Below are 18,854 nucleotides of genomic sequence, written 5' to 3'. Positions count from 1 at the left end.
AGAGGGTGATCTTTACCCTCTTTTTCCTCTTTATGTTCCAGTACACTACCCTTCAACCCTATTTGGGTCGAACTACGCATGATTACGAGGGTAATATGACCGAAACACGCAAAGAAACGCCATTCCGCATTGTTGCTTCTGACCTTGATGGCACGTTACTGGCCCCAAACCACCAGCTGAGTGACTTTTCCAAACAGACTCTCAAAGAGCTATACAATAAAGGGTATACCTTCATCTTTGCGACTGGACGTCATCATGTGGATGTGGCTGGGATCAGAGAAATTTCTGGTATTCCGGCGTATATGATCACCTCGAACGGCGCTCGCGTGCACGACCAAAATGATCAACTGATGTACAGCCGCAATGTCCCACAAGAGCTGGTTCAACCCGTGATCGATGTGATCAAAAACGATCCGAACATCTTTATCCACATGTATAAAGATGAGGAGTGGTTACTGGACCGTGAAGACGAAACACTGGCGAAACTCCACAGCGAATCGGGGTTTAGCTACACGCGTTTTAACGCTGATAACGCACCGGTAGAAGGTGTAGCCAAGGTGTTCTTTACTCACCCAGAGCAAGACCATGAACACTTGGTGACGTTTGAAAACAAGCTGCGTGAAGCCTTCGGTGACAAACTGAACATCGCGTTCTCTACACCATGGTGTTTAGAAGTGATGGCCGCCGAAGTCTCTAAAGGGGACGCGCTGAACGCAGTCGCGCAATCACTCAATCTTTCTCTCGAAAACTGCATTGCGTTTGGTGATGGCATGAACGATGTGGAAATGCTGTCGATGGCAGGTAAAGGGTTAGTGATGGGGACATCACACCATAAGGTGATGAACGCGCTACCAGACAACGAAGTGATCGGCAGTAACGAAGATGACGCCGTAGCTCATTACCTACACACACACTTATTTTAAGTACGACACATCATTGGGCAGCAAAGTGCTGCCCTTTTTGGTTATCGCTGGCTGGGGAGCTTTTCTTTCGTCAGGATCGTCTGCCACTCTTCTTCACTCACCGGCATGATCGAAAGTCGGTTACCACGTTTCACCAACGACATATTTTCCAGTTCCGGCATCGACTTTAATAGCGTAAGCGGGATCAGTCGCTCCGTTTTACGCACAAACTCGATGTCCACCATCACCCAGCGAGGGTTGTCCGGCGTCGATTTTGGGTCGTAATACTCACTGTCTGGATCAAACGCAAAGTGGTCGGGATACGCTTCTTTGATCACTCGAGCAATGCCCGCGACACCAATCTTCTTGCACGATGAATGATAAATGAGTACCAAGTCACCCTCTTTAACCTCATCACGCATCATGTTTCTTGCTTGATAGTTGCGCACTCCTTCCCAACAAGAGGTCGATTGTGTGCGAAGAGTGTCAATTGAGAAGGTGTCTGGTTCTGTTTTAAATAACCAATATGCCATAATGACTTCCGAGTGATTTTGAATGAGGAAGATATAACATGAAGGCGTTGCAAAACCCAGTCGCGCTGGCTACTTTGCTGGCTCTCCAGGCATGCTCCAATACCCCCGTGGTTGAAGAAACGCCGCCTGCGCAACCCCAAGCCACATTGGACAAACCCGCCTCGGTAAAACCGCAAACATTTGTGATGCGAGGTCAAATCGTGCTTGGTCACGAGGTTCGCACAATCACGCCATGTGGCAGCCAAAATCAATACTGGCTTGACCTTTCTCATGACCGTTTTCAGCAAGGTTTAGCGTTAGTTCATGCCCCTTATTCCCCCCTGTATGGTGAAGTGATTGGCCATTTAAAATCGGCAGAAAAAGATGGGTTCGCTTCTGACTACCGTGCTCAATTCGTTGTTGACCAAATCAATCTCCTCACCGCTGAAAACCCAGCCCGCTGCGACTTAGCAGCCAAACCAACCCGAGCGTTTGGTAACGAACCTTTCTGGTCGGTCAGTTTTGACCACGACCAATTGATGTTTAACCAGCCCGGCGAAAAACAGCGAGCCTTAACCCTAACATCCAGCCGCATTGAGCGAGACAAACGCCGTTATCAATTTGATGGTGGTCAGCTTGAACTCAAACAGCATAGCTGCGTAGACGGAATGAGCGACAGCCTCTATGGGTGGAAAGCCACTTTCACACTCAACGATAAGACGTACCAAGGCTGTGCCACTTTATCGAACCAGGATGCCACGCAAGATTGGGCAGCAAGTTATCAGGCCCAAGCCACAAAAGGCACACCTTTTAACGTGACTATGCAGTTAAAACCTGACCATACAGCCCAAACCACATACAGCTACCTGAGTGGCGAGGCCGATACGGTGGAAAAAGGTTTCTGGCAACAACTCAATCCAGACCAAGTTCAGGTGGTGGGTACACAGCTTCAAAGCCAACCGCTGAATTCAGAACGTATCTACACGCGTGATGGCTACCAACTGACAACAAAAAAAGAGAAAGTCGGTGACGTTGTGTATGACATCGCCGATGGCGGCATGACACTCTTTCAGTCTAAGCAGGCGCTTAGTTATGGTGATCAACCCATGCCAAATCGAGAGCTAACCGCGGCAAAGATCCCATCCAGTGCGGACTTTAATCCCAAGGTAGACCGCGCGATACGCGAATACTTTAGAATGCACAAGACCGATCCAACTGGCACACGCTACCGCTGGCTCACGTATGACCTCAATGGCGATGGCAACAAAGAACTGCTGGCACAACTGGATTGGTGTGGCTCCGGCGGTTGCACCCTGCTGATTTTCGAAAACCACGAGCAGAAGTGGCGCTTTAACAGCCGCATTACTTTAGTTCGTACCCCGATCAACTTAGGTAAGAATGCCAGTGAATCATGGCAAGACTTAGTGATGTTTGTCAGCGGTGGCGGCGCGACCCCAAACCAGCATATTTTGCAGCACAACGAAGTCAGTTACCCGCTGAACCCAAGTGTCGCACCTGTCGCGAACTACGATGAAATCAGCGAAGTTCAGCTGTTTTCTGACGGTTTAACACCGCATCAGGGTGGAGTTGCGCTATAAATGGGTAGTCAGACCCCATGCCCTACGTGTGGCCTGTCGTTTAACTGTGTGTGTCAGTGCGTGCCTAAACTCAGCATTGACGCACATGTCGCGCTACTGATGCACGAAAACGAACTCAACCGCGACACGAATACTGGCCGATGGCTACTCGCCGCCATGCCTTCATCTAGCCGACACATTTGGCAGCGCAAGGCACCTTGTACAGAGTTACTCAAATTACTCGACAACCCAAACTTGGTGCCCTACCTGCTTTTTCCTGGGGAAGAGAGCGTCTCGGTCAGCCGCGTCCATAGCGATACCGTCAAGATAAAGCAGAAAAAACCGCTCTTTATCGTCTTAGATGGGACATGGCAAGAAGCGAAAAAAATGCTACGAAAAAGTGCCTGGCTTCAGGCCTTGCCACTGGTACACATCACCCCGACCACCAGCTCGGTCTACCAGTTGCGTCGTAATCAAAATGAAGGCCATCTGTGCACATTGGAAGTCGGTGCTGAGGTGATCAGAGCATTAGGAGAGGAAGAGCAAGCCGATCGTTTAATGCAATTTTTTACCCATTACATGCAAGTGTTTCAGGCCGACAAAAGCGGCCATCCATACAAAAGTTAAAACAGGCGTGTCGGCTCCGCTAGGTAGAAGCCTTGCAGGTAGTCGACCCCTAATTCTTCCGCGACGCGACAGACTTCTTGGTTGTGCACAAACTCAGCCACCGTTTTGGCGTTCATCACCTTGCACAACTGCACCAATTGCCCAGTAATTTGGCGCTGCTTCTGGTCTTTGTCGATGGTCTTAATCAAGCTGCCATCAAGCTTAATCACATCGGGCTCCAGTCGCAAAATCTCATCAATGTTTGAGTACCCCGAACCAAAGTCATCCACCACAATCCGTACGCCCATTTTACTAAAGTGCCCACAGACTTCTTTCATGCGGGCAAAGTCTTTAATTTGTTCGGATTCCAGAACTTCAATGCCTAATCGGCGAGGATCATTCATTTTAAGCACCGCTTGCTCAAGCAGATACAAGGTTCTGTCACTCAGCATATCTTGAGGAGACAAATTGATTGAAAACGACTCTTGCCGATTGGCCATATAACCCAAAGTGGACTCCATCATATAGCGGCTTAAACGCGTGTACAGGTGAGTCCCTTCAATGATGGGCAGGAAACGGCCGGGAGAGATAATTTCTCCTTCGTCCTCAATCCGTACCAGACATTCTTGCGAAACCTGTTCTCGGCTATGGGCGGCAAAAATTGGCTGACTGAAGGTGATGATTCGCTGATTTAAAATCGCGCGGCTCACGATGCCCATCAGCTCCAACCGATCCTGGTATTCGTCTTTGGTCACCGCACAGTCTTTCGCGTTGGTAAAATGAGTATTGCGCACCTTTCCTTGTCGCCTTGCATCGATGGCCTTAAGTAGCAACTCATCACCGGAAATATCAGGAAAATCCGCGACGCTGGCGATACCACCAATAATAGAGACAGAAAGGTGATCAACTTCCGGTAACCCGTAGGGCTCAAAATTGATGTGTTCAATTTGGTCGACAAAGCGCGAGAACTCTCGCTTGATCAACTCGCTGCGCATATTGGAACGAAAAACGATGGCCCATTCGGCCGTGCCTATGTAGTAAAAGTTGTCTACGAATTCATTACCGCGCTTACGCTTCAGTCGTTCAACAAAATACTCACTCAAGTCATGGATGAGTTCATCCGCCACTTGATAACCGTACTTTTCGTTCACTTGATGGAAACTGGTCAGCTTCAAGGTAATGATGTGTTCCGATTTATCGACGGACTTGAGTCGCTCTTGCAAAGCAACGCGGTTTTTTAACCCGGTATGCTTGTCAATGCGATAGCTGTTAATCAGCTTTTCTGTCTGCTTGGCGAGCTTATTTTCCACGTCAATACGTTGGTCATTCAACTCGTCAATGGAGTGGCGAATTAGGTGAAACAGGGGCGAAATCGGGACATCTTTGTCAATATCAACGTCCAGTGCGGGCCTTGAGCTGTCTTCACTGAGTGCCACGTAAGTCATGCTGTGACTCAAAATACTTTGTTGCTGGTGGCGGTAGAGCTCCCCCTGACAAAAAGAGCCACAACACGAGTCAAACTTATCAAACAGCTTAATTTCCGTCGCACCTTCGATGAAGTTCAGGCGGGACTCACAGTTGTAGATAAAAATAGACTCAGGGTTGTGCTCTGCCAGCGTTTGCATATCATGGCGAACTTGCTCCAACGTCAGAGAGGGGTGGTTGTAGCACAGGCGCATTTCCTCACCCAGAGCGACCGGTTGATCGAACTCAATGCTGCCATCGGTACACAGGTTGGTCGGCAAACAAATTTGTTGGTTATCGCGCTGCAACGGAAAACTTTGGATTTGCTCTAGCGTCAGTGCGCGATTATCGGATAGACGAGCTTGGTATACAGACAAGGTCGGCTCATAGTTGATAGAGCGGATGAGATTGCCATGTGCCTCCGTAATACGCAGTGGCGTACCAATGGCATTCCATTCTGAAAAGGCATTACGCCACACTTGCAGAACGTCGCTATGTAAGGCAATAGCAACCGTGGCATTGTGATACAGCGTATCACCTTTTAGTAACCACGGTTTTCTGTCATCCACGCTGATCGCGAGCCCACCACACACGGGAATATCGTATTTTTCACCAAAGAGATTGTAGATATGGGATTCCCAGCTTGGGTTTAACTGAGAAAAACTGATCACCAGCTTAGTTGAGGGCTGAAGGTTAAGCTGCTCGGCGAGCGCCTGTACATCTTGTGAGGGAGAGTGATTTAACGCCACCACGGCAGAAGAAAGTTGCGTATGTTGGAATTGAGAAATCGCAATCAAACTGCTGTTGTCATGAATTTGTCCTTCAAAGATGACATGCCGAGTGCTGTGACCAATAATTTCGCTCTCTGGAAAATGCGCACTTAAAAGGGAAGCGTAGCCAGCCGCAACTTTTTCGGTCTGTGATGACAAGACCTGTATTAAGTATGAGCCGCCACTGTGCTTAGAGAATTGCTTTAAAAAGGTTATTAACTGTTGGTCATCCGATACCAACGTTGAGTAAGTGTGCATCCTGTTATCCTAAGGCATTGAAATGCCTAAAGAGTGATTTCGCTTATATCCCAATCTACATGCGAAAAGAGAGTGAGCATATAATCTAGCAGAATTGACTTATCTCTCAATGAAAAGTAACAAATCCTTCAAACATTTTACTTCTACATCTGGTAGAACCTTTGCTTTCGTTAGGTTGAAGATGTCTTCCTCGCCCTCATTAAACCAACAGGCGGAAAAACCACTGTTCTTAGCACCAAGCACATCCGTGACTAAGTGATCCCCGACATGAAGGATCGATTCATTGGGTAAGTTCAGGTGTTGAGCCGCTTTTTGAAACAAGTCAGGGTGCGGCTTTGCGTATCCATCGGGACCGGCTTTTAAGGTTAATGAGAAGTAAGGGTCGAGTCCGATTCTTTTCACATCCACATTGCCGTTGGTAATCGCCACTAAGGGGATTCGCTCGGCCAATTGTCCGAGAATGGAGTGCGCTTTTTGCGGTACGGTGAAATCACTGCGTAAACGCAAAACTTCCTCAATCGCGTCATTGGCGGCCTGTGTCGCTTGCTCGGGCTCATACCCCAACAGCGTTAAGCCATGTTCAATCTGCTTGAAGCGCCACAAGGTGACATCGTTAGGTAGCCAATCGTCTTCCTGAGCCACTTGGCGCTTGATGTGGTTCCACCAGCTGAGCGGCTTTATCGCAGAGATAGGATGATACTTATGCAGCCACGCCGCCATTTGTGCTTCTACCTGACGAATAACCGGACGGTTGTCATAGAGAGTGTCATCTAAGTCAAACGTCATGGCTTGAATAGGACCTAAGTGGCGATAAAACTGCATCAGTCTTTTCCTTTCTTTTTCGCTCTTGGGTGCGCTTGGTCGTACACCTCGGCTAAATGTTGGAAATCCAAGTGAGTATAGATCTGCGTGGTCGAAATATTCTCATGCCCTAGCAGCTCTTGCACAGCACGAAGGTTATTACTCGACTCTAGCACGTGTGTGGCAAATGAGTGACGCAGTTTGTGGGGGCTAATATGGCTGGCCACCGACTGCTTTTGTCCCCACTCGGCCATACGCTTCTGAACATTGCGATGCGAAATCCGCACACCAAGTTTAGAGACAAACAACGCGGGCTCACCCGGTTCGGCCAGCGCACCGCGGACTTTTAACCACTTGCCGACCCACTCTGCTGCCATGCCAGAAAACGGGACTTTGCGCTCTTTATCCCCTTTACCCACCACTCTCAGCTCACCAGACGACAACCGCACGTCTTTAACGTTAACGCTGACCATTTCGGCCAGTCGTAGTCCTGCGCCGTACATCAGCTCCATCATCGCCCGATCACGCACCGATAATGGGTCCGACTCATCGACTTCAAGCAGCTGACCAACTTCATCCACATCCAAGTTTTTTGGCAACGGCCGTTTTTTACGTGGTGCAGAGACCCCTTTCGCCGGGTTGGCACTGATCTCACCGCGCAAGATGAGGAAATCGAAAAAGCTACGCAGGGAAGACAATCGCGTCGCTAAGCTACTGGCTTTCATGCCATCGCGCATGCCTTTGCTGGCGAGTTGACGGACCCAACCGGCATCAACCTGAGACCACTCTTTGAGCCCTAGATGTACCAGATGCTGAGCCATGGTTTCTAACTGCTGCTTGTAGTTTCGTTGGGTATGTAAGCTCAACCCCTTTTCGCTTCTTAGGTATTCATAGAAACGTTCAAGGGGCTTTTGAAGGCTGTTAGGCAGAGGTACTGCTGATTCGTTTGTCTTCTTCATTCTGCCAAGGTAGGTATTGAATTAAGTGTGAAAGAACAAGTGCAAGGTGACGCAAAAATAAGGTATCCATATGTGGCTGGAAATGCCCACCATCGGTGCTTGAAAACGCTAAAATCCCTTGCGGAGATTTTCCGTATAGAGGTAGCACGACATAGGAGCCCATTTCGGGTGCATGGCTGTTGTCACCAAACAAGAGTTCACGGTCGACTTTACGCATACGGCCTAAGTAGGCATCTTTCCCATTGAGGTGATTGGTCGAAAAGCGTTGGAAAGAGTCTTTATTCAGCTGGTAGTAGCTCAATTCACTATCAAATAAACGCACATATGCCACTAAACCAAGCGACTTCGCCATTTCTTCAATCGCTTTCACCACCTCTAACAAAGCATCACATTTCAAGATCTGCTCTTGCAGCCCCATGAACTCATGAAACGTTCTGTCGTTGTTTTTGGCCAGAGACATAAGGACGGTAATCTCTTCCTCCAGCTCTTCGATGCGTTGACGCTGGCGATTCATTTGCACATGAACAAGCGAAACCGCGCCCTGCTCCTGAAGCGGTAACGCGAGGCGATCCACGAGTTCAGGTCGAGTTTTAAAAAAGTCAGGTCTATCACGCAAATACGCGGCGACCACCTCAGCGGTCAACGCGTCTTCTTCCACTTGGGATACTTCAATTTCTTTAGTCATTCTTGTTTAGCAACTTAACTGGCCATCAAATACATGCGTGGCTGGCCCCGTCATATACAGCGGCTTACCTGGTCCTTGCCAGCGGATATGCAATGAACCGCCAGGTAAATTAACCGTGACAGCCTCATCCAATAATCCTTGCAGGATCCCCACAGCCACAGCCCCACAGGCGCCACTCCCACAAGCTTGCGTTTCACCCGCACCACGTTCGTAAACCCGTAAGTTGACTTCATCGCGGCTAAGTACTTGCATAAAGCCAGCATTCACTCTTTCCGGGAAACGTTCGTGCGACTCAAGCAAAGGACCTAGAGTATCCACATCCGTTGTTGCCACATCATCGACCACGGTCACAACGTGGGGATTGCCCATGCTGACGGCACCACAGAAGAGGGTTTTATCTTCGGTACGGAGAATATACGTTTTCTCCATTTGCTTGGCTTTGAAAGGGATCTTACTTGGCTCAAATTCAGGCACACCCATATTAACGGTGATCTGATCATCATCTTCGATGCTGAGGACCATTTTCCCTTTCTTGGTACTAACGCTAACGCTGTACTTGTTGGTCAGCCCTTTCATTCGCACAAAACGGGCAAAACAACGCGCGCCGTTACCGCACTGTTCGACTTCACTGCCGTCTGCGTTGAAGATTCGATAGTGGAAATCGGTTTCAGGATCATAAGGAGCCTCAACCACCAACAGCTGGTCAAAACCCACCCCTTTATTGCGATCCGCCAAGCGGCGGATCAAATCAGGGGAAAAGAAGATGTTTTGGGTAATACAATCCACGACCATAAAGTCGTTACCCAAACCATGCATTTTTGAAAAGTGGAAATGCATAAAGCTCCCATTACTCCGGAAGGATGTTCTCTAACGCCCACAAGCTGGACAATTCTTCACGCTGACGTACTAAGTGGACTTTGTCGCCATCCACCATCACTTCCGCAACGCGGGTGCGCGTGTTGTAGTTTGACGACATCACAAAGCCGTATGCCCCAGCAGAGCGTACCGCTAACACATCATTTTGCTCCAGAACTAACGTACGGTCTTTACCTAGGAAGTCACCCGTTTCACAGATTGGGCCGACTAGGTCGTAAGTCACCGCCTCACCTTCACGCGGTTTAACTGGCACAATATCTTGCCATGCTTGATAAAGCGCCGGACGCATCAAGTCGTTCATCGCGGCATCGATAATCGCAAAATTTTTGTGCTCGGTATGCTTTAGGAACTCAACCTTGGTCAGCAGAACGCCCGCATTGGCAGCAATCGCTCGGCCAGGTTCGAAGATAAGTTCTAGATTTTGATGATTTTCCAAACGACCCAGTAGCGCTTTGGCGTACTCTGACGGTTCTGGTGGCAGTTCATCGCGGTAAACCACACCTAGGCCACCACCAACGTCCAAATGCTCGATGCTGATGCCTTGTGCTTGCAAGTCATCGATCAGCGCCAATAAACGGTCTGTCGCATCGATAAAGGGTTCAATGTCTGTTAGCTGAGAACCAATATGGCAATCAATACCTTTTACATTCAAGTTCTCTAGGCTGGAGGCAAATTTGTATACGGCAGGGGCTCGGTCAAATGCGATCCCAAACTTGTTGTCACGCAGACCAGTGGAAATATAAGGGTGAGTATTGGCGTCCACATCTGGGTTAATACGCAGTGAAATCGGTGCTTTAACACCCAGCTCTCCTGCGACCTTATTCAAGCGCTCTAACTCTGGCTCTGACTCGACATTAAAGCACTTAATGCCCATTTCCAGTGCACGCTTCATCTCTTCTTCGGTTTTACCCACACCAGAAAAGACCACTTTACTCGGATCACCACCAGCGGCCAGTACTCGTTCTAGCTCACCGCCAGAAACAATATCGAAACCAGATCCCAGGCGCGCCAGCGCATTTAATACACCCAGGTTTGAGTTCGCCTTCACGGCATAACAAACTAAGTGCGGATGCGCGCCAACAGACTTGTCAAACGCGTGCCAATGGCGCTCTAACGTGGCTCTTGAATAAACGTAAAGTGGCGTACCATATTGCTGCGCCAAATCAGATAATGCGACATTCTCGGCCCAGAGCTGGCCATCATCCTGATAGTTGAAGTAATCCAAAGTGCTTTCCCTTATATTCTGATATCACTGAATAGTTGTTATGACGGCTGCTCGTTCTGCGGTGTCTCTTCAGGCATGTACAATGGCCCTGTTTGGCCACAGCCAGCCAAGCCAAGTACCGAGACAATAAACAGAGCTAAGATTGATTTTTTCATCGGTTCTATCGTGATTATTTGTTCAATGCCCCCTATAATCGCACCACACTCAGGAAAAGCAATAGGATAGACAAGATGAACGATACTGAATTTCATCAGTTGGTTGATGTTCAAATGCAAATCATCGAAGAAATGATTGATGATTCAGGTGCGGACATCGATTACGAGGTAACTGGCAACGTTATGACGCTGGATTTTGAAGACCGCAGCCAGGTTATCATCAACCGCCAAGAACCAATGAAAGAGATTTGGCTTGCCTCAAAATCAGGCGGTTTCCATTTTGCTTTTGTCGATGAAAAGTGGATTTGTTCTAAAACGGGCGTTGAACTGATTGCGATGGTGAAGCAAGAATGTGAAAAGCACGCGGATGAAGAGATCGAGTGGCCGTAAGTCGGCGCTAAGACTCTCACTATCAAAAACAAAGAGGCCATCGTTTGATGGCCTCTTTGTTTATATGATGATAACGACTACGCGTTTACGATTTTATTGTGCTTGGAATACCCAGAGCTATCGCTGCGATAAGGCACAATGTACGCATCCCCTTCTTCTGGGTGGACAATTTGGTAGTACTGGGGCAGATTGAAGTTAATAAATTTAGACGACAGTTTGTTGTCATCTTGCACCGAGGTATAGAAGCTATTCACGCTGGCGATCATCTCGTCTTTCTCACCACTAAACTGGTGATACACTTCGACGCGGTTGGCTTCATCCAACACATAGATGTTAAAGCCCTGCTCACTGTCTTCAAAAAAGAACTGGATTAAGCCTTCACTGGCAAAACCATCCACCGCATCCGGCAGCTGATAGTCTTGCTCTTTATCCAACATAAGCAGCGGAGAGCCTTTCAGCTTGTTGGTTGAAATACTGCGGTAGAAGTCGACGGAGTTTTCGAGCATCTGCACCGAGACGCCACGCCGTTCGAAGAACAAGCCATACGTCTGCTGGCCAATGCGCATTGCTTTAAAACGGCGACGCTTTTCTTGCTCAATCGGCTTCAAACGCAAGTCGATACATTCCGCCAATAACTGGTAAACCATATTACGCATCACACCGCGTAAATTCTTGCAGTAGCAGAAAACGTCCACCGACTCCGGTGGCAACGCGTCTTGGTGCATTTTGCCTAAGATGGTTTTTAGCGCATCCAACATGGACGTTTCGCCTTTGAAGTGCAAAGTACGTACTTCTTGCCATGAGTTACGATAGACCAGATCCACGCTTCCCACTAGGCACTTTTGCTCTTGACCAAAGCTAAGAATGTCGGTGTTTTTCGGGTCCAATTTGAGCGTCTTCCCACTCAATTCAGCGGTAGGGTCATTCTCAAAGTTGATGAACATCGCCAACTGGCTAATTTCACACGGGCTCGCCAGCGCTTGCATCGTCGGACGACGTTTACGCAAAGAGAAGGTGTTACGCAAATCACTCACCATCTGATAGAACTTATCGATATCAAGGTGAGCATCACGCACAACGGAATGCAGTCGAGTCGATTCGGTGATCAAACCATTAAAGAATGACCATGCCACTAATTTACTCAGGTACTCGTTATGCTCTAACGGAGCACAACCGATAATTCGATGGGGTGTCAGCGGCTGCTTATAAAGATACCAACCCTGCTTGTTGGTTCTGCCTGGACGCACTTCAATAAAGGTTAAATCCGGCTCATGCAAATCGGGAGAGATTTGCGGGTTTAGCAAGGTAACTTTACCCGGCAAGATTTCAAACGCTGCGTAGAGCTTTCGAGCCAACACGCTAATATCTTGTGGGCTGATCGCCGAGGTAATATCGTTGCGACGAGCGAACTGAATAAGGTTACGGTAGCTTTGCATCAATGCATCTAACAACGCATGGTGCACCACCTTTACTTGCTCAACCTTCCAATTGCGACGGTCATCAAGCTCACGAATCACAGTGTCATCCCAATGCCACTGCTGAACAAGCTCACCCAGTGCTTCACGACGCCAGGCCACAGAACCAACGCTTGGTTCACGTGATAACTTCTCGTGGGTTTTTAAATAGAAGCAACGACGAACGAGATCCAGACGGGTGTCATCCCCAATACGTTCTAAATAGCGCGTGACTTTCTCTAACATCAAATAGTATGCATCCATACTATAAAGGTCAGGATCGTGAGCGAAGAAACGTCGTTTGGTATCGAGACTGAGTAATTGAGTGTTTGGGTACTCCCAAGAATAGGCTTCAAGTAAGATCGCTTTCAGTACCGATTTATACGGTGAATCGATACTTTTATACAGTTGCCAAAGGTTCGAACCAAAGTACTCTTCTGCCGGTATACGATTCAACTTTCCGAAATCAATCCACTGCGAACAATCGATATAACCATCATTACACAGATTCTGAACGTATTCGTCGTAACACTCTTCCATTTCTGGTGGCACAATTTGCCAAAGCAGGCGCTTACCCGCTAAACGGACAGCGGAGCGATAAAACTCATCCAGCAGTAACAAATGCTGTGACGAACCACAGTTGTCGCCCGTCATCTCTTCCGAATGGTTGGAACGAAAACGTTCTTCATCCATCAAGAAAAAGTTCGCTTCTACACCCTGCGTCTGTGCCCAATCGGTGATCAGCAAGCACTTATTGGTAAGCGATTCACGCTCACTTTGCGACATCATGGATGAAACACACACCCAAATATCTAAGTCACTGGAAGTACTCTGACCAATCGATGAGGTACTGCCCATAGTAAAAAGACCATGTATAGCAGGCGCTGGCGATGTATCTAATGGCTGCCCAATCGTCAGCTCGGTGTCTTCGACAAACTGACTTTGCACATCATTGAATTCGAACTCACAAATACCGTAAGGCACTTGCGAAGCATAATATCCAGGAATGGAGGGATGGTTGAAATGAAGAAGAGTAGGAATTAAGTGGAATACACGCTGACTTTGCAAATCCATAAGTGCCAGCGCACGATCTGTGCGTTGTTGATTCAGATTATCAAGTCTTTGAATTAAAGTCTTAGTGTAAGCCTGCAAGGTATAGTCCTTGTTAATTACCTGTTGCGCTCTGACGAAAAAGCAATCTAAAGCACCCATCAAACGTGATCAATCTAACACTTTTATTTTAATTGGTAAAGAATTGTACGATCGAATCCACATTATAGCCCGCCATACGAGAGGGTGCAGATAGTGTGATATGGAACCCATATTAATTATAATAGTCGATGATACAAACGAGAGCTTAATCACACTCTTTTGATGTACTCCGGTAACCTCAAGAAGAAGTATTCATCCTGAAGATATTGCAGTAATACTTTTTGATTCAGAATGGTACGATTGGGCCATTACGTTGAATCAACCAGTAGAACATCATGACTCAAACTTCCCCAATCCGTATCGCAACGCGTAAAAGTCCGCTTGCCCTATGGCAGGCCTATTTCGTTAAAGACGCCCTACAAGCTGCTCACCCTGGTCTAGAAGTCGAACTGGTGACAATGGTAACGAAAGGCGATGTTATTTTGGACACACCACTGGCGAAAGTGGGTGGTAAAGGCCTATTCGTTAAAGAATTAGAAGTCGCCATGCTTGAAGGACGTGCCGACCTCGCCGTTCACTCAATGAAAGATGTCCCGGTCGATTTCCCTGAAGGTCTGGGCTTGGTCACAATCTGTGAACGTGAAGACCCTCGTGATGCCTTTGTATCGAACACGTACAATAACATTGATGAACTACCCCAGGGCGCAGTGGTAGGGACATGCAGCTTACGCCGTCAATGTCAGCTAAAAGAATACCGTCCAGATATCATCATCAAAGAGCTACGTGGCAACGTCGGCACTCGCTTAGGCAAACTTGATGCCGGTGAATACGACGCGATCATCCTTGCAGCCGCAGGACTAAAACGCCTCAAGCTTGAAGAGCGTATTCGCAGCTTTATCGAACCAGAACAATCACTACCAGCGGTTGGACAAGGTGCCGTGGGTATTGAATGCCGACTGGATGATGAGCGTTTACTCAAGCTACTTGAACCATTAAACCACCAAGATACGGCCGATCGCGTTAAATGTGAACGAGCAATGAACTTAACGTTAGAAGGTGGGTGCCAGGTTCCTATTGGCAGTTACGCCTTACTTGACGGCGATGATATTTGGTTGCGCGCGCTGGTTGGTGAACCTGATGGCTCTAAAGTCGTTCGAGGTGAAATCAAAGGATCACGCGATCAAGCAGAATCGATGGGCGTTACACTAGCAAATCAGTTACTTGAAGATGGTGCCCGAGAGATTTTGACTAAGCTGTACGCTGATCACGAGTAATCCACATGGCAGTGTTGGTTACTAGACCTGATGAGCAAGGAAGCGCATTATGCCAACTGCTAATCGATGCCGGAATTGATGCCCTGCATCAACCTCTTATCTCTATCAAACCAGGGAGCTCTCTCTCTGGTATTGATAAAGAACTAGAACAATTCGACATCATCATTGCTGTCAGTCAGCACGCGGTGACTTTTACCCATCAAATGATGCTGGCGTCTTCCTCTCATTGGCCTAAAGCGGCGACTTACCTTGCCGTTGGTCAAAAATCTGCACATGTTTTAAGCAAAAACGCACAACAAAAAGTACACTACCCCGAAATTAGTGACAGTGAGCATCTACTTCGTTTGGATGTTTTGCAGCACGTGGCCAATAAACGCATTGTAATTTTACGCGGTAATGGCGGTAGAGACCTCATTTTTGACACTCTAATAAAACGTGGTGCCAAAGTTGAATATAGAGAAGTTTACAAACGAGAAAATATAGCTTTCCGCTCAGATTTACTCGTACCGTTATGGCAGGATAGAAAGGTTAACCAATTGGTCATCACCAGTTCGGGGCAATTGAACCACTTTGTTTCTCAGCTCTCTGAACTAGAGTTAGATTGGTTGTTTAAGCTAACGCTTTATGTGCCAAGTGAACGTATTGAGCAAGAAGCACTGCAGTTAGGTTTCAAAAAGGTAGTAAACACCTATAGCGCTTCAAATAAGGACTTGTTGACTGCTCTCCGGTCAACTGAAACAGGACAATAAATAATGACAAGTAAGAACAAAAACGGACAAATTGAACCTGAGAAAGAAAACAACTCCACAGTGGAAGAGACGGCTCAAGCCTCAACCGCTGACACTGCGGCAACCGACACTGAAAGCCCAAGCGCTGAAAATAAAGCGGCAGAAAGCAAAGTCGAAGACACACAAAAAAGTGATGTAAAGAAAGATCAGCAACCTGCTTTTGAAGAAAAACAAGGCAAACGCGGTGTCAAACTGGGTACGATCGCGATCATAATCTCTCTGCTATTTGGTGGTGGCCTCACTTTCCAAATGCAACAAAAAAACGCGGAATATCAGGCAAAAATAGAAGCACTACAGTCTCAGCTATCACAGACTGAAAGCTCACTTAAACAAGATCTAGAGGCGACTCAGCAAGCAACTGTGGCAAAGGCAACTGAAATTGCACACCGCGCGGATACCGTACTAGAGCAGCAACAAAAGAGCATCGAAAGCCTGCAAGTTGCTTTGGCTGACGTCAAAGGTCGTCGACCTAACGATTGGCTCTTAGCTGAAGCTGACTATCTGGTCAAACTGGCAGGACGTAAGCTGTTTTTAGAGCATGACGCTGTAAGCGCAACTGAACTCATGGAGAGTGCAGACCAACGTATCGCAGCACTTAACGATCCAAGTCTGGTTCCACTGCGCAAAGCGATGGCAAAAGACATCACGCAGCTGAAGACAATTCCGTTAGTTGATAGAGAAGGTTTGGTCCTTCGAATCACCGCTCTTCAGCAGCAAGTCGATTCATTACCTCTTGCCAACGCACTGCTGCCTGAAGCGGAGCAAGTCGAAGAGAAAGCCGTCTCTGAAGACCTGAATGACTGGCAAGACAACCTAATGACGTCTCTCAAAGACTTCTCTGAGAACTTCATTACCTTCCGTACACGAGATGGCAACGTAATCCCTCTCCTTTCGCCTCAGCAGCACTTTTATCTCAAAGAGAATATTAAAGCAAAATTAGAAACAGCAATTAAAGCCGTTTACGTAGAGCAACAAGATATCTATACCACAGCACTATCTACCGCAGATAAATGGTCCGGCTCTTTCTTTAATCAAGAATCGAACAGCGTAAAAGAGTTCAACAGCGCCCTTGCACTGCTAAGCAAGCAGAAGATCCAAGTTGAATATCCAGTAAAACTGGAAACTCAACAAGTCTTGTCAGACGTAATCCGAGATCGCCTACGCCGTGAAGTCACTACACTCATCACGGAGGAAAAATAATGTTTCGTATCATTTTTCTGTTCGTTGTATTAGGGGCAGGCTTGTTCGCGGGTACTCAGTATTCGGGTCAGCAAGGCTATGTTCTTATCTCCATCGCGGAGAAAACCATCGAAATGAGTGTAACAACGCTAGTGATCTTTATCATAGCCGCACTCGCTGCATTGTTTTTTCTAGAGTTTTTGGTCAAGAAAGCACTCTACGCAAGTAACTCCACCTGGAATTACTTCAGCGCACGTAAGAGCCGCCTCTCTCGTCGTTACACCGATGAAGGTATCGTCAAACTACTGGAAGGTGATTTCAAACAAGCAGAGAAGAAAGCCACTAAATGGGCGAAATACCACGATATGCCTCTTCTATGTTACTTAGTTGCTTCTGAAGCCGCGCAAGGCTTGGGTGATGCAACCAAGCGAGACCAATACCTAGAACTTGCCAGCAAAGAAACCAATGCACAGTTAGCGGTTGAATTAACCCGTGCTAAGCAGCAAGTCCGCCAAGCAGACTATGCTGCGGCCTTTGATACCCTTTCCAACCTCAAAGCGGCACACCCTCAAAACAGCATTGTGCTTAACTTACTGAAAACGGTCTACATTGAGCTTAAGTTATGGCAACCATTACTGGACCTGCTGCCAAACCTAAGCAAAGTGAGCAATCTGACGGAAGAAGAACAACTGCAACTAACGGAAAGAGCTCAGTGCGGCCTTTTGATTGAAATCGCAGAGCAAAAAGGCAGTGAAGGGTTAATTTCCCACTGGAATAGCTTACCAAGAAAGCTAAAAACAGATAGTAAACTTGTAGAGTGTTTCGCCAAACAGCTTATTGCCAGAAAAGCGGATAACGAAGCCTTCACGCTAGTAAAAGAAAACCTGAAGAAGCATCCAAATTCATCTCTGTATGCCCTATTGCCAGAAATGAACCTTGCTGATACTCACCCTGCAGTGGTATTCCTAGAGGACGCTCTGCGCAAAGATGGTAATAATGCTGAAGCACACAGTGCTATTGCTCAGTTCCACCTTCGCAATGAAAAATGGACAGAAGCGCAAGAGCATTTCGAGAAAGCACTCTCTGTGCGCTCGAACGTTTCTGACTATGCGTACCTAGCCGATGCCCTTGAGAAACAGAACTTAACCAAAGCAGCACATGAAGTGTCTCGTAAAGCGCTTACAATGATTCAAGAGTAACACGCTCTCACTCCCAAAGCCGGCTTTGCAAAGCCGGCTTTTTTACGTCTGTAAACTACCCTCGAATCCTATCTATTAGACTTACTACCAGTCCACAGTTTCATCTTCACTCTCAGTATGATCATGCCTAGAACCACTGACAAGACTATCGGTATAGCCTTTTCCCTATCAATAGACAATGAAACGATAAGCTAGAAGATGAGCTTCTGGTTTTCACCAAAAAGCATAGAAAACAATGCTGTTCATCGGCCCTTGGTAACAACGCTGTGACGAACATAGCTTTGAGTCATTACCTTTACCTACAAATACATAGATTAGAGGTATCGTTGGTAACAGCTGTTAATACTGAACCCCCTAAGCGTCATGGTTAGGAATGCACTCTCTTACGTCTCACAGCAAAAGAGAAGTGGTATTCTATTTACGGACAACGAAACGATATGAGAAAGCGCCGAGAAAATGAAGAAGATGATGATCGTTCAGTACTATGCATCATTTATAAGCAATAAATGGCAAATACGACAAAGCCCTAGCATTTATGCCGGGACGCGTAGTTTAGGGCTTTGTCTGAATAAATGGCGGACGGCGGGGACGCCTAGTTCGGGGGTGTGGTCAACGGGCAAATCTTTTG

At 47.3% G+C, this 18,854-nt stretch carries 17 protein-coding genes; 8 read left to right on the top strand and 9 right to left on the bottom strand.

Annotated features, from left to right (window positions below; translation table 11 throughout):
* The first annotated feature begins 95 nt into the window (after positions 1–95).
* Positions 96–923 carry a Cof-type HAD-IIB family hydrolase gene (locus VNE01S_RS16470; RefSeq protein WP_053396859.1) on the top strand — a complete coding sequence of 276 codons (828 nt, stop codon included), beginning with the start codon at positions 96–98 and terminating at the stop codon, positions 921–923.
* A gap of 41 nt (positions 924–964) precedes the next feature.
* Here VNE01S_RS16470 and VNE01S_RS16465 read toward each other — a convergent pair whose 3' ends face one another.
* Positions 965–1,435 carry an EVE domain-containing protein gene (locus VNE01S_RS16465; protein ID WP_053396860.1) on the bottom strand — a complete coding sequence of 157 codons (471 nt, stop codon included), beginning with the start codon at positions 1,433–1,435 and terminating at the stop codon, positions 965–967.
* Between the two features lie 38 nt (positions 1,436–1,473).
* Between VNE01S_RS16465 and VNE01S_RS16460 the strand changes: the two genes are divergently transcribed.
* Together VNE01S_RS16460 and VNE01S_RS16455 are read left to right on the top strand one after the other, a co-directional pair.
* Complete coding sequence (locus VNE01S_RS16460; RefSeq protein ID WP_053396861.1) at positions 1,474–3,012, top strand: COG3650 family protein; 1,539 nt, start codon at positions 1,474–1,476, stop codon at positions 3,010–3,012.
* The gene (locus VNE01S_RS16455; protein WP_053396862.1) at positions 3,013–3,618 is read left to right on the top strand and encodes a tRNA-uridine aminocarboxypropyltransferase; all 606 of its coding nucleotides are present in this window, start codon (positions 3,013–3,015) and stop codon (positions 3,616–3,618) included.
* Here VNE01S_RS16455 and VNE01S_RS16450 read toward each other — a convergent pair.
* The 7 genes from VNE01S_RS16450 to lptM all read right to left on the bottom strand — a co-directional run bounded on the left by VNE01S_RS16450 (position 3,615) and on the right by lptM (position 10,790).
* Positions 3,615–6,089 (bottom strand): bifunctional diguanylate cyclase/phosphodiesterase, encoded by a 2,475-nt coding sequence (locus VNE01S_RS16450; protein ID WP_053396863.1) that lies wholly within the window; start codon positions 6,087–6,089, stop codon positions 3,615–3,617. The two genes, VNE01S_RS16455 and VNE01S_RS16450, sit on opposite strands and share 4 nt — an antisense overlap.
* 99 nt (positions 6,090–6,188) lie before the next feature.
* On the bottom strand, positions 6,189–6,911 hold the full coding sequence (gene yigB, locus VNE01S_RS16445; protein WP_053396864.1) for a 5-amino-6-(5-phospho-D-ribitylamino)uracil phosphatase YigB: 723 nt from the start codon (positions 6,909–6,911) through the stop codon (positions 6,189–6,191).
* The gene (gene xerC / locus VNE01S_RS16440; RefSeq protein ID WP_053396865.1) at positions 6,911–7,849 is read right to left on the bottom strand and encodes a tyrosine recombinase XerC; all 939 of its coding nucleotides are present in this window, start codon (positions 7,847–7,849) and stop codon (positions 6,911–6,913) included. Before xerC ends, yigB begins: the two co-directional genes overlap by 1 nt.
* Positions 7,812–8,534: a DUF484 family protein gene (locus VNE01S_RS16435; RefSeq protein WP_053396866.1), complete on the bottom strand. Its 723-nt coding sequence runs from the start codon at positions 8,532–8,534 to the stop codon at positions 7,812–7,814. Before VNE01S_RS16435 ends, xerC begins: the two co-directional genes overlap by 38 nt.
* Positions 8,535–8,540: 6 nt before the next feature.
* Entirely contained in the window at positions 8,541–9,371 is an 831-nt protein-coding gene (dapF, locus tag VNE01S_RS16430; protein WP_053396867.1) for a diaminopimelate epimerase, read from the bottom strand.
* Between the two features lie 10 nt (positions 9,372–9,381).
* Positions 9,382–10,635: a diaminopimelate decarboxylase gene (gene lysA / locus VNE01S_RS16425; RefSeq protein WP_053396868.1), complete on the bottom strand. Its 1,254-nt coding sequence runs from the start codon at positions 10,633–10,635 to the stop codon at positions 9,382–9,384.
* A gap of 38 nt (positions 10,636–10,673) precedes the next feature.
* Positions 10,674–10,790: an LPS translocon maturation chaperone LptM gene (lptM, locus tag VNE01S_RS19810; RefSeq protein WP_425597858.1), complete on the bottom strand. Its 117-nt coding sequence runs from the start codon at positions 10,788–10,790 to the stop codon at positions 10,674–10,676.
* A gap of 75 nt (positions 10,791–10,865) precedes the next feature.
* Between lptM and cyaY the strand changes: the two genes are divergently transcribed.
* Positions 10,866–11,180 (top strand): iron donor protein CyaY, encoded by a 315-nt coding sequence (cyaY, locus tag VNE01S_RS16415; protein WP_053396870.1) that lies wholly within the window; start codon positions 10,866–10,868, stop codon positions 11,178–11,180.
* Positions 11,181–11,257: 77 nt separating this feature from the next.
* Here the strand turns inward: cyaY and VNE01S_RS16410 are convergent, their stop codons facing one another.
* Positions 11,258–13,786, bottom strand: coding sequence for a class I adenylate cyclase (locus VNE01S_RS16410; RefSeq protein ID WP_053396876.1), 2,529 nt, complete (start codon positions 13,784–13,786; stop codon positions 11,258–11,260).
* A gap of 335 nt (positions 13,787–14,121) precedes the next feature.
* Here VNE01S_RS16410 and hemC point away from each other — a divergent pair, with 335 nt between their 5' ends.
* The 4 genes from hemC to VNE01S_RS16390 are packed head-to-tail and all read left to right on the top strand — an operon-like array spanning position 14,122 to position 18,226.
* Positions 14,122–15,060 carry a hydroxymethylbilane synthase gene (gene hemC / locus VNE01S_RS16405; RefSeq protein WP_053396871.1) on the top strand — a complete coding sequence of 313 codons (939 nt, stop codon included), beginning with the start codon at positions 14,122–14,124 and terminating at the stop codon, positions 15,058–15,060.
* A gap of 5 nt (positions 15,061–15,065) precedes the next feature.
* Positions 15,066–15,809, top strand: a complete 744-nt coding sequence (locus VNE01S_RS16400; RefSeq protein WP_053396872.1) for a uroporphyrinogen-III synthase — start codon at positions 15,066–15,068, stop codon at positions 15,807–15,809.
* 3 nt (positions 15,810–15,812) lie between these two features.
* Positions 15,813–17,048: a uroporphyrinogen-III C-methyltransferase gene (locus VNE01S_RS16395; protein ID WP_053396873.1), complete on the top strand. Its 1,236-nt coding sequence runs from the start codon at positions 15,813–15,815 to the stop codon at positions 17,046–17,048.
* On the top strand, positions 17,048–18,226 hold the full coding sequence (locus VNE01S_RS16390) for a heme biosynthesis protein HemY (protein ID WP_053396874.1): 1,179 nt from the start codon (positions 17,048–17,050) through the stop codon (positions 18,224–18,226). The genes VNE01S_RS16395 and VNE01S_RS16390 overlap by 1 nt, the downstream gene beginning before the upstream one ends.
* Positions 18,227–18,854 lie beyond the last annotated feature (628 nt).

This window comes from Vibrio nereis NBRC 15637 (genome assembly GCF_001591105.1).
Lineage (GTDB): Bacteria > Pseudomonadota > Gammaproteobacteria > Enterobacterales > Vibrionaceae > Vibrio > Vibrio nereis.
The sequence above is the reverse complement of the archived record's forward strand: the minus strand, read 5'-3'. Positions and strand labels throughout refer to the sequence as shown.

Excerpts from the sequence above, each read along its gene's own strand:
- VNE01S_RS16470 (WP_053396859.1), top strand. The coding sequence starts at position 96 with ATGACCGAAACACGCAAAGAAACGCCATTCCGCATTGTTGCTTCTGAC.
- dapF (WP_053396867.1), bottom strand. The coding sequence starts at position 9,371 with ATGCATTTCCACTTTTCAAAAATGCATGGTTTGGGTAACGACTTTATG.
- VNE01S_RS16450 (WP_053396863.1), bottom strand. The coding sequence starts at position 6,089 with ATGCACACTTACTCAACGTTGGTATCGGATGACCAACAGTTAATAACC.
- lptM (WP_425597858.1), bottom strand. The coding sequence starts at position 10,790 with ATGAAAAAATCAATCTTAGCTCTGTTTATTGTCTCGGTACTTGGCTTG.
- VNE01S_RS16400 (WP_053396872.1), top strand. The coding sequence starts at position 15,066 with ATGGCAGTGTTGGTTACTAGACCTGATGAGCAAGGAAGCGCATTATGC.
- yigB (WP_053396864.1), bottom strand. The coding sequence starts at position 6,911 with ATGCAGTTTTATCGCCACTTAGGTCCTATTCAAGCCATGACGTTTGAC.
- VNE01S_RS16455 (WP_053396862.1), top strand. The coding sequence starts at position 3,013 with ATGGGTAGTCAGACCCCATGCCCTACGTGTGGCCTGTCGTTTAACTGT.
- VNE01S_RS16460 (WP_053396861.1), top strand. The coding sequence starts at position 1,474 with ATGAAGGCGTTGCAAAACCCAGTCGCGCTGGCTACTTTGCTGGCTCTC.
- xerC (WP_053396865.1), bottom strand. The coding sequence starts at position 7,849 with ATGAAGAAGACAAACGAATCAGCAGTACCTCTGCCTAACAGCCTTCAA.
- VNE01S_RS16465 (WP_053396860.1), bottom strand. The coding sequence starts at position 1,435 with ATGGCATATTGGTTATTTAAAACAGAACCAGACACCTTCTCAATTGAC.
- VNE01S_RS16435 (WP_053396866.1), bottom strand. The coding sequence starts at position 8,534 with ATGACTAAAGAAATTGAAGTATCCCAAGTGGAAGAAGACGCGTTGACC.
- VNE01S_RS16395 (WP_053396873.1), top strand. The coding sequence starts at position 15,813 with ATGACAAGTAAGAACAAAAACGGACAAATTGAACCTGAGAAAGAAAAC.
- VNE01S_RS16390 (WP_053396874.1), top strand. The coding sequence starts at position 17,048 with ATGTTTCGTATCATTTTTCTGTTCGTTGTATTAGGGGCAGGCTTGTTC.
- hemC (WP_053396871.1), top strand. The coding sequence starts at position 14,122 with ATGACTCAAACTTCCCCAATCCGTATCGCAACGCGTAAAAGTCCGCTT.
- cyaY (WP_053396870.1), top strand. The coding sequence starts at position 10,866 with ATGAACGATACTGAATTTCATCAGTTGGTTGATGTTCAAATGCAAATC.